Genomic DNA, 26,815 nt, shown 5'->3' with positions numbered 1-26,815 from the left:
CGCCGTAACCCTTCCTGACTGACAGAAGGCAGCCATGGAAATCACGCAACCGGAAATTGTCGCCGAGTTGAATGCCGCGACGCTGCACGCTTCGCTGGCCGACGCCTCGATGGAGTCCATGAATCTTCTGAATCAGATCGCCGACGAGTATCCGGAAGCGATCTCTTTCGCGGCGGGGCGGCCGTACGAAGGCTTTTATGACGCAGCTCAGGTGCATGAATACCTGCAGACCTTCTGCGATCATCTGCGGTCCGAGCGCCGGATGACGGAAACGGAAATCGCCCGGACCCTGTACCAGTACGGCGAGACGAAAGGGATCATCGCCGGACTGATCGCGCGGGGCCTGGCCGTGGACGAGGGCATCGAGGCCGTGGACGGGTCCGTGGTCGTCACGGTCGGCTGCCAGGAGGCGATGTTCCTCGTCCTGCGCGCGCTGCGGGCCGGCAGCCGCGACGCCGTGCTCGCGCCGCGGCCCGCCTACGTCGGCCTCACCGGCGCCGCGCTCCTCGCCGACCTGCCCGTGCTGCCGGTGCACACCGGGGAGCACGGCATCGATCTGGACGACCTGCTCACCCAGCTGCGCCGCGCGCGGGCCGCGGGCCGGCGGGTGCGCGCCTGCTACGTGACGCCCGACTTCTCCAACCCGGTGGGCGCCAGCATGGACGTGGCCGACCGGCACCGGCTGCTGGAGATCGCCGAGAACGAGAACCTCCTCCTGCTGGAGGACAACGCGTACGGCGTCTTCCACACGTCCGCCGAGCGGCCGCCGACGCTGAAGTCCCTGGACCGCAACCGCCGGGTCGTCTACCTGGGTTCGTTCGCCAAGACCGGGGTCCCCGGGGCGCGGGTCGGGTTCGTGGTCGCCGACCAGCGGGTGACCGGCGACGGCGGCGACCGGCTCCTCGCCGACGAACTGTCGAAGATCAAGAGCATGCTCACCGTCAACACTTCGCCGATCGCCCAGGCGGTCATCGGCGGCAAACTGCTCCGGCACGGGTGCAGCATGGTCGAGGCCAACCGCCGGGAGACGGACGTCTACCGGCGCAACCTCAACCAGGTGCTGGCCGGACTGGCCCGGCGCTTCGCCGACTGCCCCGGCGTCACCTGGAACGAACCGACCGGCGGCTTCTTCGTCGTCGTCAGCGTGCCGTTCGTCGTCACCGACGCCTTCCTCCAGCACGCGGCCCGCCGCTTCGGTGTGCTGTTCACCCCGATGCACCACTTCTACGGCGCGTCCGCGCAGTGCCGCCAGCTCCGGCTGTCCATCAGCACCCTCACCCCCGAACGCATCGAGCAGGGCCTCGACCGGCTCGCCGCGCTCATCACCGAACGGCTCCGCGCCAACGGTGGTACGGCGGCGCAGGAGGCCGGTGCGGCGAACGGGGCCGCCACCCCGCCCGCCGCGCCGGCCGGCCCGCCCCCGGACGGTGCCCGGTGATCCGCACCCTCGCCGTCGTCGGCACCGGACTGATCGGCACCTCACTGGCCCTCGCGGCGGCCCGCCAGGGTGTCCGGGTGCACCTCCTGGACAGCGACCCCTGCGCCGTACGGACCGCCGCCGCGCTGGGCGCCGGGCTGCCGGGGCCGCCGCCCGAACCGGTGGACCTCGCCGTGATCGCCGTCCCGCCCAGCCTCGTCGCCACCGTCCTCGCCCAGCAGCAGGCGCGCGGACTCGCCCGTACGTACACCGACGTGGCCAGCGTGAAGTACGAACCGGAACGGGCGGTCCTGGCCCGGGCACCCGACCCGACCCGCTACATCGGCGGCCACCCGCTGGCCGGCCGCGAACGCTCCGGCCCCCTCGCGGCCCGCGTCGACCTCTTCCAGGACCGCGTCTGGGTGCTCACCCCGTCCCGGCTCACCTCCCGCACCGCCCTCGACCGCGCGCTCTCCCTGATCGGGCTGTGCGGAGCCGTACCGCTGGTGATGCAGAGCAAGGCGCACGACGATGCGGTGGCGCTCACCTCCCACGTGCCGCACGTGGTGTCCAGCCTGATGGCGGCCCGGCTAGGCGCCGGACCTCCGCAGGCCGCGCGGCTCGCGGGCCAGGGGCTCCGGGACGTGACCCGGATCGCCGGCGGCGACTCCCGCCTCTGGAGCGACATCCTCCAGGCCAACGCCGGTGCCGTCGCCGGCGTCCTCACCGACCTCCAGGCCGACCTCGCCGACCTCCTCACCGCCCTGCGCGACCTGGCCGGACCGGCCGACCGGCGCAGCGCGCACAGCCTGGCGGCGGTCGTCGACCTCCTCGACCGGGGCATCTCCGGGCTCGGCGAGCTCTCCACGGCGCTCCCCGGCCGCCCGGCGCAGCTCGCGTCCGTACGCGTCCGGATCGCCGACCGCCCCGGCGAACTCTCCCGGCTGCTGGCCGCCACCGCCGAACTGGGCGTCGGTCCCGAGGACGCGCAGGTACGTCCGGCCGACGGCGTGCGCGGCGACCTGACGGTCCGGCTCGCCGTACCCGCCGCCGTTTCCGGCCCCCTGCTGGCCCGGGTCACGGCCGAGGGCTGGGAGGCCGGCACGGAGGCCGACGGGCACCCGGCGTGCGTCGCGTGAGCCGGCTCGGCGCGAGGGCGCTCACAGGGCGACGGGCAGGCCCAGGACGGCGAAGAGGCCGGGGCCGAAAACGGTGATCTCCGCGATCCGTCCGTTCTCGACGCGCAGCACGTCGAGGGCGTGGGCGCGGTGGGTGGTCCCGCCCGGTCCCCGGGCGTAGAGCGCGACAGCGGGCTGCCGGTTCATCCGGGTGGCTACGGTGCGCAGGTCCGGGGGCACGGTGAGCCGGGGCGCGCTTGCCGCCTCTCCCCATACGGCGGCAAGCGCGATGTCGTCCGCGTTCTCCAGCGCCGCCACGTAAAGCTGGAGCACCTCGGCGCCTTCGGAGCTCGCCGTTTCCGTGACCTCCCGGCCCCGCACCCTCGGGCGGGCCCGTTGCAGCGCACTGTTCACTGCCGCCACACTGACTCCCAGTGTCGCGGCGGTCTCGCGTGCCGACCAGCCCAGCACGTCCCGCAGGACGAGCACGGCGCGCTGGCGCGGCGGCAGGGACTGGAGCGCCTCTATGAAGGCCAGCCCGATCGTGTGCTCGGCCACCACCTCACCCGACGCCGGTTCCTGGGTGAGCACCTGGTCCAGCAGCGTGTCGGGGCACGGCTGCACGGTCGCAGGGGTGCGCGGCCGGGCGGCCAGGTGCTCCAGGCAGGTGTGGGTCGCGACGCGGTACAGCCAGGTACGGAACGTCGCGTGCCCGGCGAACGTCTCCCGCTCGCGCCAGGCCCGCAGCAGCGTTTCGGCCAGCAGCTCGCCGGATGCCTCGAACGATCCGAGCAGCCGGTAGCAGTGCACCTGTAACTCCGCCCGGTACCTGGCCCCCAACCGGGAGAACGCCGCCGCGTCCTCGCCTCCCGCCTCCCCGTCGCCCATCGAAGCCTCCTGTGCCCCATGCGTACCGCGCAGCATCACCTTTCTCGGGTGAGGGTACTGACGTCGGGTGAACGGGGGTGCTGCGTATGGAGGTTCGAGGTGCTGGTGAGCCGGGCCCGTACGGGCCCCGGGAGGCGGGGACGCGGCTTCGGCGCTCCGCTCAGCCCAGTTCCAAGCTCGTCACCGCGTAGGCCCGCTCCGCCTGCACCGGTGCCACCGGGCCCGTGTACATGCGCATCGTGTGGGAGTCCGGGGTCAGCCCCCGGGAGAGGGCCAGGGTGCGGGCGCTGTGGTGCGGGTCGGGGATGTCGACGTGGACCACGTCGTCCGGGGACACGTGCGCGGTGAGCGCGTCGAACAGGGCCTCGGCGCCGCGGGACGTGTCGGCGAAGAGGGGGCCCAGGCGGTATCCGTCGCGGGCCGGGCGGATCGCGCCGTACCCCGCGATCCTGCCGTCCCGCAGCTGCGCGTACGCGTGGTGGCCGTCGGCGGTGAGCCAGCGGGAGAGGAACGCCTGCCGGTCGGTCGGGAAGCACCGGCGGTCGTATGCGGCGATCTCGTCGAGGTGTCCGGGTGCGACGGGGACCACCGGTGCCGCGGGTGTGCCGGGACGTACGGGGCGTCCGCGGTAGCGCGTGGTGCGGTGGGCGGTGGTGAAGCCGGAGCGCCGGTACGTGGCTTCCTGTGCCGGGACCGCGTCCAGACCGATGGTCCGGTTCCCGGCGTGCGGCACCGCGGCCTGCCAGGTGGCCATGCCGAGTCCGCGGCCGCGGTGGTCCGGGTGCACCAGGTAGTAGCCGAGGAACGCGTACTGCGAGGAGTAGTTGACGACGGACACCGACGAGACGAGCTGTCCGTCGAGCAGGCCTATGAAGAAGCCGTCCGGGTCGGTGGCGTGGAAGCAGTCGGTGTCGCGGTGGCCCGGGTTCCAGCCTTCGTCGGCGGCCCACTGTGCCACGTCGCGCCATTCCTCAAGGGTGGCGGGGCGGACGGTGAACTCACCGGCCGGGGCGCCCGGGGCCGTGGCCAGCGTGGCGGTCGCGGTCGCGGTCCCGGGGGCGGTGGCCGCCGGGGTGCCGGTGGCGGCGTTCTGGTGCGGGATCTCGCCGGGGGAGGTCATACCTGGTGGGTGTCCTTGGCTGTCGGGCCCCGCTGCCGTGCGGGGCGGCGGGGCGGTGGCGGTGGGTCAGATGAGGTCCATGGCGGCGACTTCGTCGGGGCGACCGTAGCTGACCGGGCCCTGGAAGCGCCGCCGGGCGGTGGCGAACCACCACACGGTGGCGATGACGAGGACCACGCCGAGCGCGATCGGCGCGTAGTTGAACGATTCCGCAGTGATCGGCGAGGCCTGCGGCAGCATGAACAGCACACTGCTGATCACGATCCAGGTCACCGCGACGGCCGCGACCAGCTTGCCGTACCGCCCCAGGTTCCACGGACCGGGCTGGAAGGTGTCCAGCCGCAGCCGCAGGAAGATCGGCACCGCGTAGGCGAGGAAGAGCCCGACGACGTTGACGCTGACGACGGCGGTGAACGCGGTGTGCGACCACCAGCCCGGGATCACGAGGACCAGGGAGCAGGCCGCGGCCAGCCAGACCGCCTTGACGGGGGTACGGGTGCGCGCGGAGACCGAGTGCCACCAGCGGGACCCGGGCATCGCGCCGTCCCGTGAGAAGGCGAAGATCTGCCGGGTGTTGCTGGTCATGTTGGCCAGGCCGCAGAAGAGCATCGCGCCGATCACGATCAGCAGCAGGAACTTGGCGGTGCCGGTGCCGAGCGCGTCGATGAGGATCTGCACCGGCGGCGCCTCGGCGCTCGCCGCGCCCGCGTAGTCGCGGATCGCGAAGACCAGGGCGAGCATCAGGACCAGGCCGGCGACCGCGGAGTAGCCGATGGCCCGCATGATGCCCTTGGGGGCGTTGACGGTGGCCCGGACCGTCTCCTCGGACATGTGGAAACTGCCGTCGAACCCGGTGAACGTCCAGCTGGTGACGAGCAGGCCGAGCATCGCGCCGTACAGGCCGTTGGTGAACCCGGTGTTGTTCACGAAGTGCGTCACGAACGACGGGGACTGGTGGTGCGAGGGCAGCACGATCAGCGCGGTGACGATGGCGACCAGGCCGATCAGCAGCCACCACACGGAGATCCGGTTGAGCACCGCGACCAGCTGCACCGTAAAGGTGTTGGCGAGCGCCTGGACGAAGAGGATCGCCGCGGTGATCAGGACCGCCCGCTGCGGGGTGGCCTCGTAGGACGGCCACTGCATGGCGATGAACGCCTGGATGAAGGTGGCCGCCGCGTAGCCGGTGGCGGCCGTGCCGCCGACCTGGCCGACGAAGTTCAGCCAGCCCGTGTACCAGGACCAGGCGCCCCGGTGCCGCTTGGCCAGTTTCCCGGCCGAGAAGTACAGCGCGCCGCTGGTCGGGTACGCGGAGGCGATCTCGGCCATCGAGGCGCCGACGAACAGCACCATGGCGGCGACGGCCACCCAGCCGAAGACCAGGATCACCGGCCCGCCGGCGTTCATACCGAACCCGAAGGAGGAGAAGATCCCGGAAAGGATGTTGATGATGGTGAAAGAGATGGCGAAATTGTCGAACGCGCGGAACCGCCGGGTCAGTTTCCGCGGATAGCCCATGGCGTGCAGCGTCGCGTCGTCGTCGAACGTGACGGGATCCGCGGCGCGGTGGCTTCTCGTGCGGGCGGGGGACACGGAATCGGACACAACCGCAACCTTTCTGGTGGGGACAGGAAGACCTCGGCGCGGAGCGCCGATACGCGGTGTCGGCACCTGTCTTCGGGGCGAGCCGGAGCACGGGAGACCGTGTCCGGCAGGCCGGGAGGGATAGGGGAGCGGGGGACCGGGGGCGGGGAAGCGGAGCGATGGGTGCCGGGTCCCGGCCCGGTGGTCTCAGGAAACATGGGACGGCGGTTCCGGGGGCGGGCGCGCGGCGCCGCTCCCGGAACCGCCGTCCGGGACGTCAGGGAGCATCGGGCACCGGGAGACCGCACGCGCGTCTCGCCTTGTTCAGCTGCTCCTCGGGGTCGCCGAAGGCGCTCCACGGCATACGGGAGGCGTACGGGCCCATGGCCGTGAACACCGCACGTGCCTCGAAGGCGCACTGCGCCATGTGCAGCGCGTGCGCCAGGTAGGCCAGGTCCAGCACGGGAGTGAAGCGGTAACCGGCGACGTGCGGCAGCCAGTTGCGGTAGACGCTCAGGGCCGTGGCCTTCCACTGCGGCTGTTCCCAGGTGCGTTCCGCGAGGAGCGAATCGGCGTTGTAGCCGTCCACCAGGGCCACCAGCGGCAGCAGCCGCAGCGGTGAGGAGGCCGGGGCCCGCTGGCTGAGGAACGCCGCGACGTCCCAGGACGCGTTCGCCTCGCCCCCGTGGCGCGGGAAGAAGAACGACAGGAAGCGGTGGTGGCCCTCGCGGTTCCAGGGGTCGAGCCGCAGGATGTGGGAGAAGAGCCGCCAGGGGCCGGGCGGCGCGGTGAGCAGTCCCTGCGGGGCCGGGTCGCGGGGCTGTTGCAGGCGGGCCAGGGTCAGTTTGGCCGACCACGGGGTGGGGTCGTCGGGAGCCGCCTCGGCGGCGCGGTCGCAGGCGGCCACCGCGATCCGGCCGAGGGCTTCGGCCCGGCTGTCGCCGCCGTCGGCCGCCCGGACCGCCCGCAGGACCGCGACGCGCGCCCACAACAGGGCAGCTTCCCGGCCGGGTTCCTCGGCCAGCCAGCGCTCCGCCAGGTCCGAATCCGCCGCTTCGGAGGCCAGTACCAAGGAGCGGTGGGCGCGTACGCCGTGGTCCCCGCGCGCCTCCTGCAGGATTTCGCGCGCGCCGAAGTAGCGGCCCGCCCGGATGTCCACGCAGGCCCGCGCGAGCCGGAGGTCATCGGCTGCCGGATGCCACACGTACTGCCCCTCGAATAACCCAGCGGTCATGTCCCCTGCCGCTCCTGCCGTTCTGCCGGTGAGGTCGGACACCAGCGCATTTTCAGCCATGCCGAAATCAACCGGTACGCACTGTTCCCCCAGCTCCACCGGCAGTGCCACACCCTACTCAGCAGCAACTCGGTTCGAAACTGGTGATCGGAATTACCTGATTCCGCATCGGCGGCGGGCGCGACATTGGCGGCGAAATCGGTCGATCAGGCGGCGGCGGAAATTGCGCGGTATGCAATTGGCATATGCCAAGGCAGCAGAAGGGGGACGTCGGCACCGGTTCGGCCCGAGACGTCGCCACCTGTCCGCCTCGGGCCGGGCGGACCGGTATGGGCGGCGGGTCACCATATGCCCTGGGCGGAGGTGGCGCAGGACGGTCCGTCGCCTGTTCACGCCTCGTCCGGCGGCTCTTCACCCGGGTGTCACGGCGTCTTCCCACGGCCTCGTTCCTCTTGGAACACTCCAGTCGCGCCCGTACCCTCCCAGCCCAAGGGGGCATTTCAGCCATGCCAGAACTCGACCGGCGGCGGTTCCTGCAACTCACCGGCGGGGCCGCCGCCTTCTCCGCGCTGTCGCAGAGCATCGCCCGTGCCGCCGCGATCCCCGCCGACCGCCGCACCGGCTCCATCGAGGACGTCGAGCACATCGTCGTGCTGATGCAGGAAAATCGTTCCTTTGACCATTACTTCGGAACCCTGCGCGGGGTACGGGGTTTCGGCGACCCCCGGCCGGTGACGCTGCCCAGCGGCAAGCCGGTGTGGCACCAGTCCGACGGCAAGGGCAAGGAAGTGCTGCCGTTCCGGCCCCAGGTCAAGGACGACAACCTGGGGCTGACCTTCATCGAGGACCTCAACCACGACTGGAAGGGCAGCCACCGGGCCTTCAACGACGGCCGCTACGACCAGTGGGTCCCGGCCAAGACGTCCACCACGATGGCGCACCTCGCGCGAAAGGACATCCCGTTCCACTTCGCGCTGGCCGACACTTTCACCGTCTGCGACGCCTACCACTGCTCGTTCATCGGCTCCACCGACCCGAACCGCTACTACATGTGGACCGGATACACGGGCAACGACGGCAAGGGCGGCGGCGACCCCAGCGGCCCGGTCCTGGACAACGCCGAGAAGGGCTACAGCTGGACCACGTACCCGGAGCGGCTGGAGGCGAAGGGCGTCTCCTGGAAGATCTACCAGGACATCGGCGACGGCCTGGACGCGGCGGGCAGCTGGGGCTGGATCAAGGACCCGTACCGGGGCAACTACGGTGACAACTCCCTGCTGTACTTCAACAGCTTCCGCAACGCCAAGCCCGGCGACCCGCTCTACGAGAAGGCGCGGCGCGGCTCGAACGTGAAGGGCGGCGGAAAGCTCCTCGACGACCTGCGGGCGGACGTCAGGAACGGCCGGCTGCCGAAGATCTCCTGGATCGCCTGTCCCGAGGCGTACACGGAGCACCCGAGCTGGCCCGCCAACTACGGGGCCTGGTACATCTCCCAGGTGCTGGACGTGCTGACCTCCGACCCGAAGGTCTGGGCCAAGACGGCGCTGTTCATCACGTACGACGAGAACGACGGCTTCTTCGACCACGTCGTCCCGCCGTACCCGCCGGCCGGCGCCGCCCAGGGCCGGTCCACCGTCTCCACCGAACTGGAGCTCTACCCCGGCGGCGGTGGCCTCCCGGCCGGCCCGTACGGCCTCGGCCAGCGCGTGCCGATGCTCGTCGTCTCCCCCTGGAGCACCGGCGGATACGTCTGCTCCGAGACCTTCGACCACACCTCGATCATCCGCTTCATGGAGCGCCGCTTCGGGGTCGCCGAGCCGCACATCTCGAAGTGGCGGCGCGCCGTCTGCGGCGACCTGACCTCCGCCTTCGACTTCAGCCGTACGGGAAAGCCGGGCGCGCTGCCGGACACCGGCGGCTATACGCCCATCCATCCGAAGCCCGCCGACTTCCACCCCGAGCCGCCCACCGCCGGCAGCCTGCCGAAGCAGGAGCGCGGCACCCGTCCCACCCGGCCGCTGCCCTACGCTCCGTACGTGGACGGTGCGGCCGACACCACTGCCGGGAAGTACCGCCTGACCTTCAGCGGCGGGGACGCCGCCGGGGCGCACTTCTATGTGACGGCGCCGAACCGCGGCGACGGCCCGTGGACGTACACCACCGAGCGCGGCAAGGCGGACTCCGACAGCTGGAACACGGCCTACTCCAACGGCACGTACGACCTCTCGGTGTTCGGCCCGAACGGCTTCCTGCGGACGTTCCGGGGGCCGGGCAGGACGGCGGGCCCCGAGGTGACCGCGCGGCACAACAGGACCACCGGCAACCTCGACCTGGCCCTGACCAACGCGGCCGACGGTACCCGCACCCTGAAGGTCACCGACGCGTACGGCGGCACCTCCCGCACGTTCACCGTGCGCCCGGGACAGCGGGTGACCCACACCGTGGATCTGCGGGCGGGCAAGCGCTGGTACGACGTGAGCGTGGTCTGCGACGCGGACCGCACGTATCTGCGCCGGTTCGCGGGACATGTGGAGAACGGCGCGGCCGGGGTGAGCGATCCCGGCATCCACACGGTGTGAGCCGTACGGCCGCCCCCGCACGCCGGGGGCGGCCCCGCGCGCCGGCCGGATCATGGCGGCTTCCTCTTGGCATGTGCGCGATATCGTGCCGACGCCTGATCACCCGTTCGAGGGAGAGAGTCCATGGCCAGGAACTCGGCAGTCCGCAGGACGTGCGTGTGCGCGGGAGCGCTGTCCGTGGCCGCGCTGTTGGCGGTGGTGCCCGGCAGCAACGCGGTCTCCGCCGGTCAGCCGGAAGCGACCGAGCCCGTCGCGGCGCGCGCGGCGCAGACCGCCGAGGGGAAGCCGCGGCCGGACGCCCGCCATGTCGTCATCGCGGTGCACGGCGGCGCGGGCACCGCCCTGAAGCGCGAGGACACCACCCCCGCCCAGGAGAAGGCGTACCGCGACGGTCTGGCCGGGGCGTTGCGCGCCGGACAGAAGGTGCTGCGCGGGGGCGGCAGCAGTGTGGCGGCGGTCGAGGCCGCGGTACGCAGGCTGGAGGACAACCCCTTGTTCAACGCGGGCAAGGGCGCGGTGTTCAACGAGGACGCGGGCCACGAGCTGGACGCGTCGGTCATGCGCGGCTCCGACCTGGCGGCGGGGGCCGTGGCAGGGGTCCGCAACGTACGCAATCCCGTCTCCGCGGCCCGGCTGGTGATGGAGAAGACCAAGCACGTACTGCTGGCGGGCGAGGGCGCCGACGACTTCGCGGCCCGCAGCGGCCTGCCGACCGTCACCCAGGACTACTACTGGACCGAGAAGCGCTGGCAGGAGCTGATGAAGGCCAAGGGGCGGCTGAAGGGCTCAGGAGAGACGCTGGCCCAGGGCACGGTCGGCGCGGTGGCCGTGGACGGGAAACGGGACCTGGCGGCGGCGACCTCCACCGGTGGCATGACGAACAAGATGGCCGGCCGGGTCGGTGACTCGCCCGTCGTCGGCGCGGGCACGTACGCCAAGAACGGCACGGTCGCGGCCAGCGCCACGGGCGCGGGCGAGGTGTTCCTCCGGGGCGCCGCCACCGCCACGATCTCCGGCCTGATCGAGTTCGGCGGGCGGGACCTGGCCGGCGCCGCGTACGAGGTGCTGGTGCGTCGGCTGCCGCGGCTGGGCGGCACGGGCGGTGTGATCGCACTGAACGCCCGGGGCGTCTTCGACGCCCCGCACAGCAGCGAGGGGATGCTGCACGGCTATCTGACCGAGGACGGCCGCCTGGTCACCAAGATCTTCGCGGACGAGACCCCCGCGAACCGGTGAGCCCGGCCGTACCCGCCCGACGGCGCCCGGTGGCGTGATCCGCTCACTTTGCCCGCCGTCCTGACGATGGCTCAATAGGCCCTCTCCCTCCCGAACCGCAGCGGCACTACCGTCCCCCGACGCGGGGGGATCACTCTGGGGAGGGGATCAGTTACATGTTCTATCACTTGTTCAAATCCATCGTCCTGGTACCGCTGCTGCGGTGCCTGTTCCGCCCCCGCGTCGAGGGACTGGAGAACCTGCCCGCCTCGGGCGCCGCCATCATCGCCGGGAACCACCTCTCCTTCTGCGACAGCTTCCTGATGCCGGCGACGGTCAAGCGCCGGATCACCTTCCTGTGCAAGCAGGAGTACTTCACCGGACGCGGCGTCAAAGGGCGGCTGACGGCGGCCTTCTTCCGCGCCTGCGGGCAGATCCCGGTGGACCGCTCCGGCCGCAGTGCGGGCCAGGCCGCCGTGGAGGAAGGCGTACGGGTGCTGCGCGGCGGCGAGCTGCTCGGGATCTACCCGGAGGGCACGCGCTCGCACGACGGCCGGATGTACAAGGGCAAGACCGGCGTCGCGGAGATGGCGCTGCGCACCGGCGCGCCGGTGGTGCCGTGCGCGATGATCGGGACGTTCGAGGCCCAGCCGGCCGGCCGCCGGCTGCCGCGGGTCGTCCCGATCACCATCCGCTTCGGGGAGCCGCTGGACTTCTCCCGGTACGCCGGGATGGCCGGCCAGCGGCTGGTGCTGCGGGCCGTCACGGACGAGATCATGTACGCCCTGCTGAAGCTGTCCGAGCAGGAGTACGTCGACACGTACGCGGCGGAGGCCAAGGCCCGGGCCCCGCGGCCCGCCGTACCGGCCGGCCGCGCCGCCTGACGGTGGGCCACCGGCCGGCCTCCGTGCCGCTCACCCGGGGAGAGCGGCACGGCCCGTACGCCGGGTCAGCGGGCCGGCGTGCAGGTGGCCTGGACGGACTTGCGGGGGTCGCTCTCGGAGCGGGCCTTCAGCACGACCCGGCCGTGCCGGGCGGCGCCCGGCTGCGCGGTGACGGCGACCGGGACGCGCACCGTGCTGCCGGCCTTCGCGGTGGCGATCCGGTTCGGCAGCCAGGCGGACCAGCCGCGTCCGGTGGCGGCGGCCGAGAGCCGGTACACGTCGGAGTCCAGGTGCGCGCCCCCGCTGCCCGGGCGGCCGGTGTTGGTCAGCGGGAAGGCGCACACCGCCCGGCCCTTGGCGGCATGGCCGTACGCCGTGCCGTGCCGCAGCTTCGCACCGCGGCGCTGCGGGCCCGCGCCGTCCAGGGACCGGACGGCGACGGTGTAGCTCAGCACGCCCTTCTTGTCCCGCTGGATGTCCAGGACGTAGAAGTGCAGCCGGTTGGCCCGGTCGACGTACTCGTACGCGCTGCCGGAGTCCGCGCCCGCGTGGAACAGCGCGTCGCTGAGCTGCCGGTAGTCACCCATGGTGATCATCTGCGGGGTGCCGTCGGGGCGCCGGAAGTCGACCATGCCGATGTCCTCCGGGTGGGCGTCGATCACCCAGGCGAACGGGGCCCGGTCCTCGTTCTTGGTCTTGGACAGCAGCACCCCGTTGTCCGGGGTGAAGGAGTCCATGCCCATCCGGTCGACGACCTCGACGGTGTAGTTGTCGTAGCCGCCGCCGTCGCACAGCGGATCGGTCGTGGTGGAGCAGGCCGGTTCCAGGTCCCGGCCCAGCGTGATGTTGACGCCGGACAGGCCCTTGGCGCCGGGCGGCGCGGAGCGCGCGGTGACCTTGGCGACCGCGACGCCGGACGTCTTCAGCGCGTCCCGGTCCAGCCGCAGCACGTTCTTCTCGTCGACGATGCCGAGCTTGAGCTTGTCGCGCAGCACGTGCTGCGAGCCCATCGAGGCGCCGTTGGCGGCCGGTATCTGCCAGCGGGTGTGCGGGCCGCCGGGGCCGTTGAAGGAGCCGCGCGAGAGCATGCTCCAGATGCCGGTGTAGGCCCGGCGCTGCGGCGTGCCGTACGGGTTGTTGTAGTTGTCCGCGATGCCCAGGATGTGGCTGAACTCGTGGGCGTACACGGCCATGCCGGAGCTCTCGGCCTGGGTGGAGGAGCCCGGCTCGGCGTTGGGCCAGATGCGGGCGGCGGCCTTCCAGGAGGTCCACGGCACATAGCGGGTGCGGGCGGCGTTGCCGCCGCCCTGGACCGGGGAGGGCGGGCCCCAGGCGGCCGGGACGTCCTCGGGCGTGGCGAACTTCATCTGCCCGAACTCCTGCCAGGCCGCCGACTCGTCCTGGCCCGCGGTCAGGTAGAAGATGAAGTCGTACTTCTTGGTCTCCGCGTCGCCCACGTCGGCGGTCCAGGCGGCCTTGCCGTCGGTGCGGATGTTCTTGCCGCAGCTGTCGCCGACGGGGCAGGCGCCCGGGTTCATGCCGGGCTCGATGCCGTACTGGTACGACTTGAACGGCATCCGGTAGACGCCGAACGACGTCAGCTCGACGCCGAGCCGGCCGCCGGAATCCTCCATCCAGTACTCGTTGATGGTGTGGCCGCGGTTGAGCTTGCCCGGCTTGTTCAGGAAGTCCCGGTAGAACGCGGGAACTCGTGCGCGGGGGATGTCGTGGGCGCTGGGCTGCGGGTTGCCGAAGACGGACGAGCCGGCGGGCCTGCTGACGCTGAACTCCTCGTCCGGGTAGTCCAGCAGCACGAGCGCGCCCTTGAACATCCGCTTGGTGGGCTTCAGGGCGGGGTCGGCCCAGTTCGTGCCGGGGACCGCGCGGTATTCGGCCCACGTCATGTCGTCGGGATTGCGCCAGTTCTGCGGGTCGACGGGCTGGACGAGCGGGGGCTGGACCGCGGGCGCGGCCTCGGGGGCCGCGCGGGCGGGTCCGACGGCGACGGCGGCGGCCAGGACTCCGAGGAGCAGGGCCGGAATGCCCAGTCTGCGGGCGCCGCCGCGGTATGGGCGGGCCGGTCTGTGGGGAAGGAACAAGGCGCACCTCTTGTCTGTGATCTCAAGACCGGGACATGACAGGTGATCGAACAGAATTCCTACCCCCGACAAGGTAAGGCGGGGGCCCCAGTGACGCCAGAGTGCCGTGAGGAGCCGATGATGCCGCGAACGGTCCGTGACCGGCACGGTCACGTGATGTCGGAGACCAGCGCGGAAGCCCTGTCCCATTACGAGGACGCGCTGCGCGAACTGCTCTTCTTCCGCGGGGCGGTCGCCACCGCGTCCCAGGCGGTCCTCCAGGCCGCCCCGAAATCCGTCATGGGCAACGTCCTCGCCGCCTACCTCGGCCTGCTGGGCACGGAGGAGAAGGACGCCACCGCCGCCAAGGCGGTGTTCACCCGCTTCACCGACTGCGTACGCGCCGGGCGGCCGACGGACCGCGAACGGATGCACCTCGCCGCCGCCGCGTCCTGGCTCGACGGCGACATCCACCGCGCCGGGCACGTGCTCGGCGAGCTGACCGTCGCCTTTCCGCACGACGAACTCGCGCTCGCCGTCGGCCACCAGATCGACTTCCTCACCGGTGACGCCGCCCGCCTGCGCGACCGCGTCGGCGGCGCGCTCACCGCCTGGCCCGAGGACGACCCGCACTACGGCCACCTCCTCGGCATGTACGCCTTCGGACTGGAGGAATCCAGCCATTACACCCGCTCCGAGGAGGCCGGCCTGGCAGCCGTCCAGCACAACCCCCGCGACGTGTGGGGCATCCACGCGGTCGTGCACACCTACGAGATGCAGGGTCAGTTCGCGCAGGGCATCCGCTTCCTGGACGCCCGCATGGAGGACTGGGCCTCCGGCAACTACCTGAACGTGCACAACTGGTGGCACTACTGCCTCTACGCCCTCGAATCCGGCGACACGGACCGGGCACTGGAGATCTACGACGCCGTGCTGCACCACGAGGAGTCGCCGGGCCTGGCGATGGAACTCCTGGACGCCTCGGCCCTCCTGTGGCGGCTCCTGCTGGCCGACCGCGGCGCCGGCCCCCGCTGGGACCGCCTCGCCGACGCCTGGGCGGCCCGCCAGGACCCGCCGTACTACGCCTTCAACGACGTGCACGCCGTCATGGCGTACGTCGGCGCCGACCGCATCGCCGACGCCGAACGCCTCGTCGAGGAGCGGGCGGCGTGGCTCGTCCGCGCCCGGCCCCAACTCTCCAACGTCGCCATGACCGCCGGGGTCGGCCTACCCGTCTGCCGCGCCCTGATCGCCTACGGACAGGGCAGGTACGGGCAGGCCGTCGACCTCCTCACCCCCGTCCGCTACCGCCTGAACACCTTCGGCGGCAGCCACGCCCAGCGGGACGCCGTACAGAAGACGCTGCTGGAGGCCGCGCTCCGCGCCGGACGCGACGACACCGCCCGCACCCTGCTCAGCGAGCGCATCAGCCTGCGCCCGGTCTGCCCGTACAACTGGCTGGCCCAGGCGCGCCTCGCCGACCGGCTCGGGGAAGCGGCCAAGGCGGCCACGGCCCGGGCACGGGCCGCCGAACAGGCGGCGACGGGGGCCGCGGCGCTGGCGCGCTGAGGGGCGGAGCCGGCCCCCGGACGTTCTTGATCAATTTCACGCTGGCCCGATGCACCCCGTACCGGTCATCCTTGACCCGTACGGGTGCGGTCCCGCCGAACCGGCCGGACCGCACCCGTACGAGCAGCCCGACCATCGGCCCACCAGCACAGGAGCACGGACACATGACGGGGAAGAACGCCTGGATACGGGACGTCCGCCGGGGGCCGCGGCCCGCCGCCCACCTCATCTTCTTCCCGCACGCCGGGGGATCCGCCTCGTACTACCGCCCGTTCGCCGCCCACCTCGGCGAACGGTTCGACGTGTCGGCGATCCAGTACCCGGGGCGCCAGGACCGGTGGAACGACCCGTTCGGCACCTCCGTGGAGGGACTAGCCGAGGAGATCGTCGGCTGCCTGAGCCCGCAGGACACCACCCCGCTGGTGCTGTTCGGACACAGCATGGGGGCGTCCGTCGCCTTCGAGACCGCCCGGCGGCTCGCGGACCTCGGGCGGCCCGCGCCGCGCCGGCTCGTCGTCTCCGGCCGCCGCGCACCCTCGATGTTCCGGGAGGAGAAGCACTTCCACCTGGGCACCGACGCGGAACTCCTCGCCGAGGTGGGCCGCCTGGACGGCACCCACAGCCAGCTCCTCGACGACCCGGACATGGTGAACCTGATCCTCCCGGCGATCCGCAACGACTACCGCGTCATCGAGACGTACCGGCCCGCCGCCGACGCCGTGCTCGACATTCCGCTGCTGTGCCTCACCGGCGCCGCCGACCCCCGTGTGACCCGCGAGGAAGCGGCCGCCTGGAAGGCGCACACCGTCGCCGAGTACCGCGAGGAGACCTTCGACGGCGGCCACTTCTACCTGGCCGACCACCCGGCCGCCGTCTGCCGCGCGGTGGAGGCCTTCGTGCCGGAGGGGTGAGACCTCCGGCACGCCCGCCTCAGCCGAAGATGACCGACCGCACCTTCAGGCGCTCCGACGCCCCGCCGGTGCGCGGCCGGAGACGGAAGGAGTCGCCCTTGCAACCGGTGCCGGAGTAGACCGTCGCCCAAGCGTCGGTGCGGTTCTTCGGCGAGTGGCCGGGGCGGGGGTTCTCCTGGCCGACGCCGTGGAGATCGATGCAGCGGCCGCTGGGCGGGCTGTTGAGGAAGCCGCTCGCCTCGTCACCGTCGACGGTCACGTACGAGTAGCGGAACTGCCCCGACGCCGCGGAAGCGGAGCCAGGGGCAGCGGTCACGAGCAGGACGGCGCCGAGAGCGGCGGCGAAGGCGGAGCGAAGACGCATCAACGGGTCCTTCCGCAGGGGGAGAGTTGCCGCATCCACCTCTGCCCGCCCAGATGGGCGCATATCCCCACATCACACCTACGGATGACACGGAGCGGCCCCCGCGGGCGGGTCAGGCCGCGAACGTGACCGGCAGGTGCGCCAGACCGCGCATCAGGCGGGTGTGGCGCCAGGAGAGTTCCGCCGGGGGCACGGCCAGCCTCAGGTCCGGGAAGCGGGTGAGGAGGGCGTGGAAGGCGATCCGCGCCTCCAGACGGGCTAGCGGGGCTCCGAGGCAGTGGTGCGGGCCGTGACCGAAGGACAGATGGCCCGAGGCGCGGCCCGGGGTGACGGTGTCGGGGTCGGTGAAGCGGGCGGGGTCGCGGTTGGCGGCGCCCGGTGAGACCAGCACCACGTCGCCCGCCGCGATCTCGGCGCCGCCCAGGGTGAGCGGCTCGGCCGCGTACCGGAACGTGGCCGTGGTGATCGGGGAGTCGTGGCGCAGCAGCTCCTCCACGGCGTCCGGGATGAGCGCGGGCTCCTGGCGCAGACGGGTGCGGAGCGCGTCGTCCTGGAGCAGCGCGAGCGCGCCGTTGCCGATCAGGTTGGTGGTCGTCTCGTGACCGGCGACGACCAGGAGGACGGCCAGCGAGACCAGCTCGAACTCGCTGAGCCGCTCGCCCTCGTCCCGTGCGGCGATCAGGTCGGTCAGCAGGTCGCGGCCCTCGCCGGCGGCGTCCTCGGCCGCTCCGGCGGCCCGCTTCTTCGCGATCAGCTCCGTCATGTAGTCGCTGATCGCGTGCGAGGCGGTGTCGATGGTGTCCGGGGCGCCCGCCGCGAAGAGGTCGTTGGACCAGCCGCGCAGCGCGGCCCGGTCCTCGCGGGGCACCCCGAGCAGGTCGCCGATGACCTCGATGGGCAGCGGTACGGCGAAGTCCTCGATGAGATCGGCCGTACCGCCGCGCGCGGCCATCCGGTCCAGCAGGCCGTCCGCGGTCTCGGCCACCCGCGGCTCCAGCCGGGCCACCGCGGCCGGTGTGAACGCCTTGACGGCCAGCCTGCGCAGCCGGGTGTGGTCCGGCGGGTCGGTGGCCAGCATGGTGGCGCTGACGGCCGGGGCCAGATTGCGCTTGGACGGCTTGTCGGCGAAGTAGCGGGCGGTGTCCTTGGACAGCCGTGGCTCCGCCATCGCGGTACGGGCCTCGGCCCACCCGGTGACCAGCCAGGTCGCGCCGTGCGGCCCGGACCGTACCTGCTGGACGGGGCCGCGTGCGCGCAGCGCGGCGAGCAGCGGGTACGGGTCGCGGAAGAACTCCGGTGACTCCATGGGGTGGCTCACGTGTGACCTCAGATTCCTGCGGCGGGCCGGGACGGTTCGGACGGTGCGGGGCCGGTGCCGGACGCCACGAAGGCGTGCGAGACCCGGCGCAGCCAGCGGGCCTCGTCGAACAGATCGTTGAGTTCGGGGCGGGTCAGGGTGGCGTCCTCGGCGCTGACCGTGTGCGCGGGGGCGCCGCCGTCGCGCCGCGACTCCAGCGCCGCGGCCAGCACCGCCGCCTCCACCCCGGCGTCCAGTTCCCGCGCGTCGGCCCCGCCGGACCGCAGGCGTTCCTCGGCGGCCCGGCGCACCTCGTCGCTGCGGTGCGGGCGCAGCGCCAGCATCCCGTCCCGTATCTCGATCACCCGGCGGTAGAGGCGGAATTCGGGGTCGGGCGCCGCGTACCGGTTCTCGGTGGCGGTGAGCTGGATCTCCGGGACCGCCGCCGTCAGCGCGGCCCACAGCGGGTGCAGCCCGCGGTGGAGCTGCCACAACTGGAGCCGCCGCCAGGGCCAGGCCAGGGCCGGACCGACGGCGGGCAGCAGCACGCCGATGACCAGGAGCAGGCTGCAGATGGCGGGCAGGCCGACGCTGAAGGTGCAGGTCGCGGGCGTCACCAGGGAGCTGCACAGCTGCTCGGGCGGCAGCCACCCGGCGTCGGTCCACAGGCCGACGACATGGACGATCTTGTAGCCGATGTAGACCATGCCGAGCGCGCAGCCGGCGGCGATGACGCGCAGCCCGGCGCGGAGGCTGGTGCGCGGCGCGTGCCGGGAGTAGCGCAGCGCCTGGCGCAGCAGGTCGACGATGGCGGCGCCGAGGTGCGCGGTGAACACCAGGACGTAGATGTTGAGCAGCGGCTCGGTGCGCGGCAGCTCGCCGAAGGTGGGGGCACCGGGGGAGTCGTCCACCGGCGAGGCGAAGAACAGGACGGCCATCGCGACCAGGACGACGCCCAGCGAGACCAGCCGGTGGCGCGCCTTGCGGTCCGCGTCCGGCGGCTCCTCGTTGAAGCGCAGCAGCAGGATCGAGATGCAGGTGGCGGCGGCCAGCGTGCTGCAGTTGCCGAGCAGCCGGCCCAGCTTGGGCGTGACGACGCTGAGCGCGTCGCCGACGGCCGGCGTCAGGAACACCAGCGAGGCGCCCAGCCCGGTCAGGAACCCGCACAGGGCACCCAGGCCCCGCGGCCGCGGCCGGCGCAGCAGCGGCCGCGCCTTGTACGCGGCGGCCAGCAGCAGGACGGCGGCTATGGAGAGGAAGAGAACGTTGACCATCTGGGGTGTCTACCGTCGCTTCGGGGAGCCGAAGACGTCGTCCATCCGGCTGAGGACCTCGGCCTGCTGGGACGTCGCCGGGCGGCGGGCGGGGGTACGGTCGGCGCGCCGCAGGATCAGCGAGGCGATCATCTCGGCCTCCTGCTCGTCCTGGTCGCTGTAGTGGCTGCGGCCCAGGACGGATTCCACCGACGCGGGGTCGAGGTCGGGTACGAGGGCGTGCGCGACCTCGCCGGAGAGCAGGTTGGAGTGCCCGCTGAGCATGTGCCCGACCTCGTGCAGCACGATGTGGTCGCGGTGCAGCGCGGTGGTGGCCGCGTCGTAGAAGACGTAGTCGGCCCGCCGCGTGGCGATCCACAGGCCGCACGGCCCGGCGGGCGGCGTGACCTGCGGCTCCAGGTGGATCGGGCGGCCGCGCTGTTCGGCGAGCCGGTCCAGGAAGGCACCCAGCTCGAAGGGGCGGGGGAGGTGCAGCCCCCGCAGCCGGTCCGAACAGTCGGCAAGCACACGGTCCGGTCGCCGTGCGAACTTCATGGCGTGCTCTCCTTCGGCCTCAGCCATGAAAGGTACACGTGCCATTCTCATGCAGCGCCGGATGGCCCCTCCCGGGCGGGGTCGTGCACGGGCCCGCGGGCTGCCGAGGCCCCGGCCGCCCGGCCGTCCGGCCGGGAGAGGAACGGGGCGGTGTCCGGGGACGGCGTGGGGAGTACGTCGGTCAGGGTCATGGGTCAGCGGGCGGTACGCCAGGTTTCTCCCGTGTTGCCCATCGGATTTCCCGCTCCGTTGCCCGTGGAGCTGCCGACGTCCGGCAGTCCTTCCAGCTTCCGTACGCGGTCGATCATCTCCAGCACGGCCGTACGGGACTCGGCGGACATGTCCATGAAGCGCGCGGCCATCGCGATGACTCCCGCGTCCTGCATGGCCTCCAGCAGCTCCGGGGCCTGGTCGGCCCGGTCGGCCGCCGCGCCGCCGGAGCCCGCGTCCTGCTGGTCGTGGAAGTGCGCGGCGGGCACGCCGAAGTACTCCGCCAGCGCTTCGATGTGGCGTTTGGTCGGGTTGTCCCGCTTGCCCTTGCGCAGCTGCCAGATGTAGTTGCCGGAGATCACCTGCTCGCCGGCCCTGATGTTGATATCGGTGGCGACATCGTTCGCGGAGAGCGATTTGCCCCGCTCCCGACTTCGTTCCTGGAACAGCCGGTCCAGCTTTTCGGCCAGGCTGACCGGCCCGCGGTCCTCGTCCCCCATCGCGCCGCGCTCCTCTCAAGGCCAAACGTGAGACTTCCACTGTAGTGGTCCGGTCGCCGGGACGGATGGGCGCTCCCTCCCGTGCGGGCTGGCACGCTCCGCCCGGACCCTCTATTCTTCACACCTGAGTCAAAGACTCTGGTGTGACGCGGGGCGGACAGTTCGGACCGGCACGGGGGTGTGGTCCGAACCCGTCCGCAACCGCAGGCGGGGCCCGCCCCGCCTCCGGGGGAGCCCCACACGTACGCTCGCACACTCAGGCGCCGTCGCGCCCCGCCCGTGCCGCGGTCACTTCACCGCGCTGCGCTGCTTCCACTGGTCCCAGCTCTCCTGCCAGACCTCCAGACCGTTGCCGACATCGGTCTTCTTGGTGCTGGTGGTGTTCTTCACCTCGACCGTGGAACCGATCGTCAGGAAGTCGTAGGCCCGCTTGGCGTCCGAGGTGGTCATGCCGAAGCAGCCGTGGCTGTTGTTGACCACGCCGATCGACTTGTTCCAGGGCGCGGAGTGCAGGAAGGTGCCCGACGCGGTGAGATGCGTCACCCACTTGGAGTCCAGCATCCACTCGTTGCCGTGGCCGATGGTGGAGGAGTCCATCGTCTCGGCCGCGTTCTTGCTGCGTACGGTGTGCACGCCGCCGCGCGTCGGGTCCTGCGGCGAACCCGCGGAGCCGCGGATCGTGTCGACGGCCTTGCCGTTCTCGTACAGGGTCATGCTGTGCGCCGTGACGTCGATGACGGCCTTGTGGTCGGCGCCGATGGTGAACCCGAAGTCGTAGTCGCGCGCGAACCAGCCGCCCTTCTGGCCGGAATTGATGCCGCCCAGGCCGCCCTTGACGGACACCTTGGTGCCGGCCGGCCAGTAGGTCTTGGGCCGCCAGTCGAGACGGTCCTTGCCGCCCCAGTCCCTGACCCAGCCCCAGGCGCCCTCCACCTGCGGCTGCGTGGTGACCTTGAGGGCCTTCTGGACCTCGGCGCGCCGGTCCTTGGCGACCGGGTTGTCGAAGAGGATGGATATCGGCATGCCGGTGCCGACGGTCATCCCGTTCGACGGGGTGTTGGTGAGCTTGTTGACCTTCTCGGCCTGCGCGGTGGTGAAGGACGAGTCGGCGGCCGACTCCTTGCCGTCCCCCGACTTCGTCTTGGTGTGCACGGTGTACGTGGTGCCGGGCTTGACCTTGCCGTCCGACGTCCACGACGACCCGTCACCGGACAGCTTGCCCTCGACCTTGCCGCCCTTGTCGTCCTTGGCCTCGACGGCGGTCAGGCTGCCGCCGTCCACCTTCACGGATATCGGCGAGCCCAGCGCGGCGGACTTGCTGCCCGCGGCCGGGGTCACGGTCACCTTCGCGGCCGGCTTGTCCGACGTCGCTGAGCCGCCGTCCGCTCCGCACGCGGTCAGCAGCGCGGCTCCCGCCAGGGTGGCGGACAGCAGGACGGTGCGACGGGCTGATCTGACGTGCACGAGCGGTTCCCTCCAAAGCAACACAACAGGCTGTGGCGGGCGTCGCCCGGCCTCCGGCGCGGTCACGCCGCCCCCCGGAACCGGTCGCAGGCAACCGCCGTACATGCAGACGGGTGACACCGCATGATCGGTTGCCTGAAGAAACGGATATTTGTGTCACAGATCGGTACAGGTGTGCGCCGGGGCGCCGGACCCGGGCGATGGGGTCACCGCCGGACCGGGCCGAGGGCACGAAAAGCCCCGCCAGGCCGGGCTTGGCGGGGCTTCGACGGCGGAACCGCCGGGGACGGACTCTCAGCGCTCCGTGAGTTCGGGCCACGCACTGCTGAAGTGCACGACCCGCGTTGCGTCGGACAACGGGGAGCCGGTGAGTTTCATGACCGCACGGATGCAGTCCATCGGCGAGAACCCCTTGTCCCGGAGCCGGCCCAGTACGGAATCCATGTCCGCGCCACTCGCCAGCGCCTCAGCCGCCTCGGCTTCCGCGGGGGCGCGCTCGGGCTCGCTGATCATGCTGGTTCCTCATTCCTCGGGAATCTTGAACTTCAGGTCGGGCCGGTGGCCGACCGGCCCGGACACCCGGACGCCCGCGATCCGCAAGGTGCCCCCACCGTAGCCCTGCTTACGCAGAGACGGCAGAAGGTTCCGGCGGATCTCCTTCAGCATGAGTGCGGTGCCCTCCCTGCCGAGGGAGCCACGGCTCATTTTGCCCTGCCCGTACACGGCGATGTCCGACAGGGTGACCTCCAGGCCGGAAATACTCACCCCCGCCATCATTTCCATCGGGCCCTGCTCGGTTTCGATGACGTGGTAGAGGTAGGCGTTGTCGGCGAAATTGTTGATCCCGCACATTTCCTCGTTGTGCACCAGCACCGGGGCGGTGCCGACGAGGACGTAGTACGTGTGCAGACCGGCGACGGTGAGGTTGTAGGCAGGGGCCAGCCCGGTCCAGTGACGGATACCGGCGATCTGTGCGGTGCCGCCGTCAGGGGTGCGCAGGACATCGGCCGGGGTGAGCTCGGCCGCGTCCTTCCACTTCTTGCCGTTCTCGGTCCAGAAAGGGTGGCTGTCCGTCGTCGTGAGGGAGCCGCCGCCGCTGTTCCTGTCGAGAGTGATGTCGGTGAACTCGCGGTCGTCGGGGGTGTAGATCGTGGCGTCGACACGGCGTGCGCCGGTGACCCCGCTCCCGGGGTCGGTGGCCAGGACCGTGTCGCCGGTCCTGATGTCCTCGATCGGCCGGGTGGCCCCGTCGCCCGTCAGGACCCGGGTACCGGCCGGGAAGCTGTGCTTGCCCGGTTTCCTCAGACACGGGGGCACCGCCCGGCCGAACCGTGTTCCCTTGGCGACGTCTTCGACACCTTCGGCAGCCTTGCCGAGCAGCTTGACCTTGCCCACGGGAATCACGCCCGCGGCAGCCATGGCGCAGCCGCCCCAGCTGGGTTCCTTGATGCACCTCTCGATGTCGGCGGCGCCCGAGACCTCCCAGGCGACCTTGCCGATGAGCTTGACGAGTTCCGGGTCGGGCCGGGAGAAGATGACCTCGTACTTGTCGTGCTGCGTCACGCACGGCGGCACGGTGTCGCGGTTGTACGGGATGATGCAGGGCGTCTTCTTTTTCTTGGCCGCCTCGGCCTGCTCCTTCCGCAGAGCCTCGGCCAGCCGCTTGGCCTCGGCGATCTCCGCCTCACGCTTGCGCTTGACCTCGCTCCAGGCTTGGCTCGCGGCCTTGTCGGCCTCGTCCTTGCTCTTGCCGGCCGCGATCGCGGAGGCGCGGGCCTGTGTGGCGGCGTCGTCGGCCCTCCTGGCGGACTCGCGGGCGTACGTGGCGGAGAACTCGGCCTGCGCGGCGGACGCCTCGGCGTCGTCGGCGTCACGGTCGGCGGCGGTCGCCGCCTTGCGCGCCGTGACCGCGGAATCCCTCGCCCGGCCCGCACTGACGTCGGCCGCGTCGGCGGACCTCTTGGCGTCGGCTGCGTAGCCCTTGGCCGCGGCGGCGGACTTCTTGGCCTCGCCTGCCGCGGCGGCCGCTTCGTCCGACGCCTTACGTGCCACGGCGGCGGCTTCGGCGGCGCGCCAGCGGTTGGCCTGGGCCGTGGCAGCGATGATCTCACCTTCGGCCAGGAGCCGTTCGACCTGGGCGCGGTGGTGGCTGCCGAGGTCGTCCTTGCGGGCGGCCATGTACTGGCCGACCTGGATGAACTCGTGCAGTTCCTGCGGGGTGCCGGCCAGGGCCGTCTTGGCGGCGGCCTTGACTTCGTCGCCGGTGTCGGCGCTGCCGACGAGCTTGGAGGCGAGGACCTCTTCGTCGGAGCGGCGTGCGGAGTACTGGTGCACCTCCAGGAAGGTGGCCAGCGCCTTGCCGGACCCGTCGGCCAGGGCCGCCTTGGACGCCTCCTTGACGCCGGGGCCGCCGAAGTTGTTGACCTTGGAGACAGCGACGGTCAGGTCGGTCTTGCCGACGGCGTACTGACCGGTGGTGTAGAAATCGGCTGCTTGCTCAGGGGTGCCCTTGAGCGCCTCGGCGGCGCCCTGCCGGATCGAGGGGTACGGGCTCACCACGCTGAGCTGCAGAACCTTGTCACGGGCCTCTTCCAGGCTCGCCTTCTTCCAGCCGGTGCGGAGATATTCCAGCACGTCGGCGTCCGTACCTCCGAGCGCGGTGGCAGCGGCCTGCTGCTGCCAGGAACCGCGGAGCTTGAGGGCGTCCAGGGCCAGCCTGCGCCCCGCAGCGGCGGTGGCGGCGACGTCCACATCCGGCTCGGCCGCCTTGGCGGCCAGCGCCTCGGCGGTGGTATCGAGGGCGCGCGCGTCCCTGGCCACGGTCGCGGACGCGGAGGTCAGCTGGTTCGCCTGGTCCTTCTCGGCACGGGCACGCTCCAGGTCGGCCGCGCTGCGGGAGGCGAGTTCCTCGGCCTCGACGTCGAGGGCGACCTGGTGGACCTTCTTCGCCGTTTCGACGGCGGTGGTGGCGGTGTCGGCGGCCACCTTGGCGGCATCGGCCCACTTGCGGGCGTCGGCGGCGGCGTCCGCGCTCTGACCGGCGTACTTCGCGGCGAGGTCAGCGGCGGCAGCGGCCTTGTCGGCGTGCGCGGCCGCGGAATTCGCCGCGTCACGGGCCGCGAACGCCTGCTGCGCCGAACGCCGCGCCAGGGCTTCGGCGTTGTCGGCGGCGCGATTCGCGGCGTTGGCATGCCTGCGGGCCTCGGCCGCCGCGTTACGTGCCTCGGCGGAATGCACACCGGCGGCCTCGGCGTGCCGGTTGGCCTCCTCGGCCGAGGAGGCGGCGGCGTTCGCGTTCGCGCCGGCGCTGCGTGAGGCGCTCGCGGCGTTGCCGGCGGCCCGGGACGCCTCACCGGCCCGTCGAGCGGCCTCGGCAGAGGTCCGGGTGAGGGCTGCCGCGTCACGGGCGGTGATCGCCGCCTTCTTGGCGGCGTCCGCCTTGCTCGCGTCCCCTGCTGCGGCGATCGCCGCCTTGTAGGCGTCGTTGGCCGCGTTCGCTGCCGCCGCGGCGGCGTTCGCGGTCTGCGCCGCGGCGAGCGCGGCGGTGCGGGCAGCCCGGTTCGCGGCGTTGGCGGCTCCGATGGCCTGTCGGGCAGCGGCTGCCGCGGCTCGCGCGGAGGCGGCGGCCTGCTGTGCCTTGTAGGCGGCACGCTGGGAGTCCTTGCGGGCCGCTTCGGTCTCCTGGGCGGCCTTCGCGGCAGCTTCCTTCGCCAGTTCCGAGGCGGCGACCGCGCGCGCGGAGGCTGCTTCGGACTTCTTGGTGGCGGCTTCGGCCTGGAGACCGGCCTGCTTGGCCTGTTCGGTCAGCTGCGCGATCGTGGCGTGTTCTTGATCGCGATTGCGGGCGACGTACTGCCCGACCTCCAGGAACTCGGTGATGTCGTCCGCAGTGCCCTTCAGCGCGACCTTCCCGGCGGCCTTCATGTTCGTGCCGCCGGAGTTGATCAGCTGGGAGACCTCGACCTCGTTGTCGGTCTTCTTCGCTTCGTACTGGCCGGTCTCCAGGAACGCGGCGACGGCATCGGGCCCGGCCTTGAGTGCGGCCTTGCCTGCTTCCTTGACCCCTGGGCCACCGAAATTGATGACGCGGGAGGCTTCGACCTCGCGATCTTCCTCCAGCGGTTTCTGCCAGCCGCCGCGCAGATACTCGCGCAGTTCTCCAGGGGTGCCCCGCAACGCCGTCTTCGTCGCTTCGCGTACGGCCGGGCCACCGGTGTTGAAGATGCGGCTGGCATCGATGTAGTCGTCGTCGTACTGGATCGCGGGTGCTTCGTCGAGGAACTTGCGGATGTCGTCGTCCGTGCCCACGAGCGCCTGCTCGGCCGCCTGGCGGATGCCCGAACCGCCGAGTCTCCAAGCGGATACGGCCAGGGCCCTGTCGGGGGCGAGCGGAAAGTCCTCAGGGTCGTCCTGAGCGGACGCGGGCGCTGCCCCCAGCAGGCCCGCCGCCAGCGCGACGGACAGCACGACGCCGCTGAAGCTTCGTCGCGCCCTTCCCGCTGTGCGGACCGGTGCTTCGGAACCAGTGCTTTCGGATAAGAGTCTTCGCCTGTGCATGCGGTGCTTTCTCGCTCG

20 protein-coding genes are annotated in these 26,815 nt (G+C 71.8%); 7 read left to right on the top strand and 13 right to left on the bottom strand.

Going from position 1 to position 26,815, the window contains the following annotated elements; translation table 11 throughout:
* Positions 1 to 34: 34 nt before the first annotated feature.
* Both OEIGOIKO_RS05945 and OEIGOIKO_RS05940 read left to right on the top strand, forming a co-directional pair.
* Positions 35 to 1,438 carry an aminotransferase-like domain-containing protein gene (locus OEIGOIKO_RS05945; protein ID WP_125052490.1) on the top strand — a complete coding sequence of 468 codons (1,404 nt, stop codon included), beginning with the start codon at positions 35 to 37 and terminating at the stop codon, positions 1,436 to 1,438.
* Positions 1,435 to 2,556, top strand: coding sequence for a prephenate dehydrogenase (locus OEIGOIKO_RS05940; protein ID WP_125052488.1), 1,122 nt, complete (start codon positions 1,435 to 1,437; stop codon positions 2,554 to 2,556). Before OEIGOIKO_RS05945 ends, OEIGOIKO_RS05940 begins: the two co-directional genes overlap by 4 nt.
* Positions 2,557 to 2,577: 21 nt before the next feature.
* Here OEIGOIKO_RS05940 and OEIGOIKO_RS05935 read toward each other — a convergent pair whose 3' ends face one another.
* From OEIGOIKO_RS05935 to OEIGOIKO_RS05920, 4 genes are all read right to left on the bottom strand, one after another.
* Complete coding sequence (locus OEIGOIKO_RS05935; RefSeq protein WP_125052486.1) at positions 2,578 to 3,423, bottom strand: sigma-70 family RNA polymerase sigma factor; 846 nt, start codon at positions 3,421 to 3,423, stop codon at positions 2,578 to 2,580.
* A gap of 160 nt (positions 3,424 to 3,583) precedes the next feature.
* Positions 3,584 to 4,543, bottom strand: coding sequence for a GNAT family N-acetyltransferase (locus OEIGOIKO_RS05930; RefSeq protein WP_125052484.1), 960 nt, complete (start codon positions 4,541 to 4,543; stop codon positions 3,584 to 3,586).
* Between the two features lie 66 nt (positions 4,544 to 4,609).
* Complete coding sequence (locus tag OEIGOIKO_RS05925) at positions 4,610 to 6,061, bottom strand: amino acid permease (RefSeq protein ID WP_125058482.1); 1,452 nt, start codon at positions 6,059 to 6,061, stop codon at positions 4,610 to 4,612.
* Positions 6,062 to 6,404: 343 nt separating this feature from the next.
* Positions 6,405 to 7,361: a hypothetical protein gene (locus tag OEIGOIKO_RS05920; RefSeq protein WP_174857129.1), complete on the bottom strand. Its 957-nt coding sequence runs from the start codon at positions 7,359 to 7,361 to the stop codon at positions 6,405 to 6,407.
* 506 nt (positions 7,362 to 7,867) lie between these two features.
* On the opposite strand from OEIGOIKO_RS05920, the gene OEIGOIKO_RS05915 reads away from it, so the two are divergent.
* From OEIGOIKO_RS05915 to OEIGOIKO_RS05905, 3 genes are all read left to right on the top strand, one after another.
* Positions 7,868 to 9,940, top strand: a complete 2,073-nt coding sequence (locus OEIGOIKO_RS05915; RefSeq protein WP_125052482.1) for a phosphocholine-specific phospholipase C — start codon at positions 7,868 to 7,870, stop codon at positions 9,938 to 9,940.
* 123 nt (positions 9,941 to 10,063) lie between these two features.
* A complete protein-coding gene (locus OEIGOIKO_RS05910; RefSeq protein WP_246177227.1) occupies positions 10,064 to 11,176 on the top strand; it encodes an isoaspartyl peptidase/L-asparaginase family protein in 1,113 nt (370 codons plus the stop codon).
* 155 nt (positions 11,177 to 11,331) lie between these two features.
* The gene (locus OEIGOIKO_RS05905; protein ID WP_125052480.1) at positions 11,332 to 12,039 is read left to right on the top strand and encodes a lysophospholipid acyltransferase family protein; all 708 of its coding nucleotides are present in this window, start codon (positions 11,332 to 11,334) and stop codon (positions 12,037 to 12,039) included.
* Between the two features lie 65 nt (positions 12,040 to 12,104).
* On the opposite strand, the gene OEIGOIKO_RS05900 is transcribed toward OEIGOIKO_RS05905, so the two are convergent.
* Positions 12,105 to 14,138 carry a M6 family metalloprotease domain-containing protein gene (locus OEIGOIKO_RS05900; protein WP_125052478.1) on the bottom strand — a complete coding sequence of 678 codons (2,034 nt, stop codon included), beginning with the start codon at positions 14,136 to 14,138 and terminating at the stop codon, positions 12,105 to 12,107.
* A gap of 156 nt (positions 14,139 to 14,294) precedes the next feature.
* On the opposite strand from OEIGOIKO_RS05900, the gene OEIGOIKO_RS05895 reads away from it, so the two are divergent.
* On the top strand, positions 14,295 to 15,686 hold the full coding sequence (locus tag OEIGOIKO_RS05895) for a tetratricopeptide repeat protein (protein ID WP_246177226.1): 1,392 nt from the start codon (positions 14,295 to 14,297) through the stop codon (positions 15,684 to 15,686).
* Between the two features lie 164 nt (positions 15,687 to 15,850).
* Positions 15,851 to 16,597, top strand: a complete 747-nt coding sequence (locus OEIGOIKO_RS05890) for a thioesterase II family protein (RefSeq protein WP_125052476.1) — start codon at positions 15,851 to 15,853, stop codon at positions 16,595 to 16,597.
* 19 nt (positions 16,598 to 16,616) lie between these two features.
* Here OEIGOIKO_RS05890 and OEIGOIKO_RS05885 read toward each other — a convergent pair whose 3' ends face one another.
* The 8 genes from OEIGOIKO_RS05885 to OEIGOIKO_RS05850 form a co-directional block, all read right to left on the bottom strand.
* Positions 16,617 to 16,961 carry a hypothetical protein gene (locus OEIGOIKO_RS05885; RefSeq protein WP_125052474.1) on the bottom strand — a complete coding sequence of 115 codons (345 nt, stop codon included), beginning with the start codon at positions 16,959 to 16,961 and terminating at the stop codon, positions 16,617 to 16,619.
* Positions 16,962 to 17,073: 112 nt separating this feature from the next.
* On the bottom strand, positions 17,074 to 18,279 hold the full coding sequence (locus OEIGOIKO_RS05880) for a cytochrome P450 family protein (protein WP_170251573.1): 1,206 nt from the start codon (positions 18,277 to 18,279) through the stop codon (positions 17,074 to 17,076).
* A gap of 8 nt (positions 18,280 to 18,287) precedes the next feature.
* On the bottom strand, positions 18,288 to 19,532 hold the full coding sequence (locus OEIGOIKO_RS05875) for an MAB_1171c family putative transporter (protein ID WP_125052472.1): 1,245 nt from the start codon (positions 19,530 to 19,532) through the stop codon (positions 18,288 to 18,290).
* A gap of 9 nt (positions 19,533 to 19,541) precedes the next feature.
* The gene (locus tag OEIGOIKO_RS05870) at positions 19,542 to 20,066 is read right to left on the bottom strand and encodes a hypothetical protein (RefSeq protein ID WP_125052470.1); all 525 of its coding nucleotides are present in this window, start codon (positions 20,064 to 20,066) and stop codon (positions 19,542 to 19,544) included.
* 194 nt (positions 20,067 to 20,260) lie between these two features.
* Positions 20,261 to 20,776: a helix-turn-helix domain-containing protein gene (locus OEIGOIKO_RS05865; protein WP_174857128.1), complete on the bottom strand. Its 516-nt coding sequence runs from the start codon at positions 20,774 to 20,776 to the stop codon at positions 20,261 to 20,263.
* 288 nt (positions 20,777 to 21,064) lie between these two features.
* Complete coding sequence (locus OEIGOIKO_RS05860) at positions 21,065 to 22,240, bottom strand: L,D-transpeptidase family protein (protein ID WP_125052468.1); 1,176 nt, start codon at positions 22,238 to 22,240, stop codon at positions 21,065 to 21,067.
* A 294-nt stretch (positions 22,241 to 22,534) separates the two neighbouring features.
* The gene (locus OEIGOIKO_RS05855) at positions 22,535 to 22,753 is read right to left on the bottom strand and encodes a hypothetical protein (RefSeq protein ID WP_031002417.1); all 219 of its coding nucleotides are present in this window, start codon (positions 22,751 to 22,753) and stop codon (positions 22,535 to 22,537) included.
* A 9-nt stretch (positions 22,754 to 22,762) separates the two neighbouring features.
* Positions 22,763 to 26,707, bottom strand: coding sequence for a polymorphic toxin-type HINT domain-containing protein (locus OEIGOIKO_RS05850; protein WP_246177225.1), 3,945 nt, complete (start codon positions 26,705 to 26,707; stop codon positions 22,763 to 22,765).
* Positions 26,708 to 26,815: the final 108 nt, after the last annotated feature.

It is taken from the genome of Streptomyces paromomycinus (assembly GCF_003865155.1).
GTDB lineage: Bacteria > Actinomycetota > Actinomycetes > Streptomycetales > Streptomycetaceae > Streptomyces > Streptomyces chrestomyceticus.
Note: the sequence above shows the minus strand (reverse complement) of the source record. Positions and strands in the feature narration are given on the sequence as shown.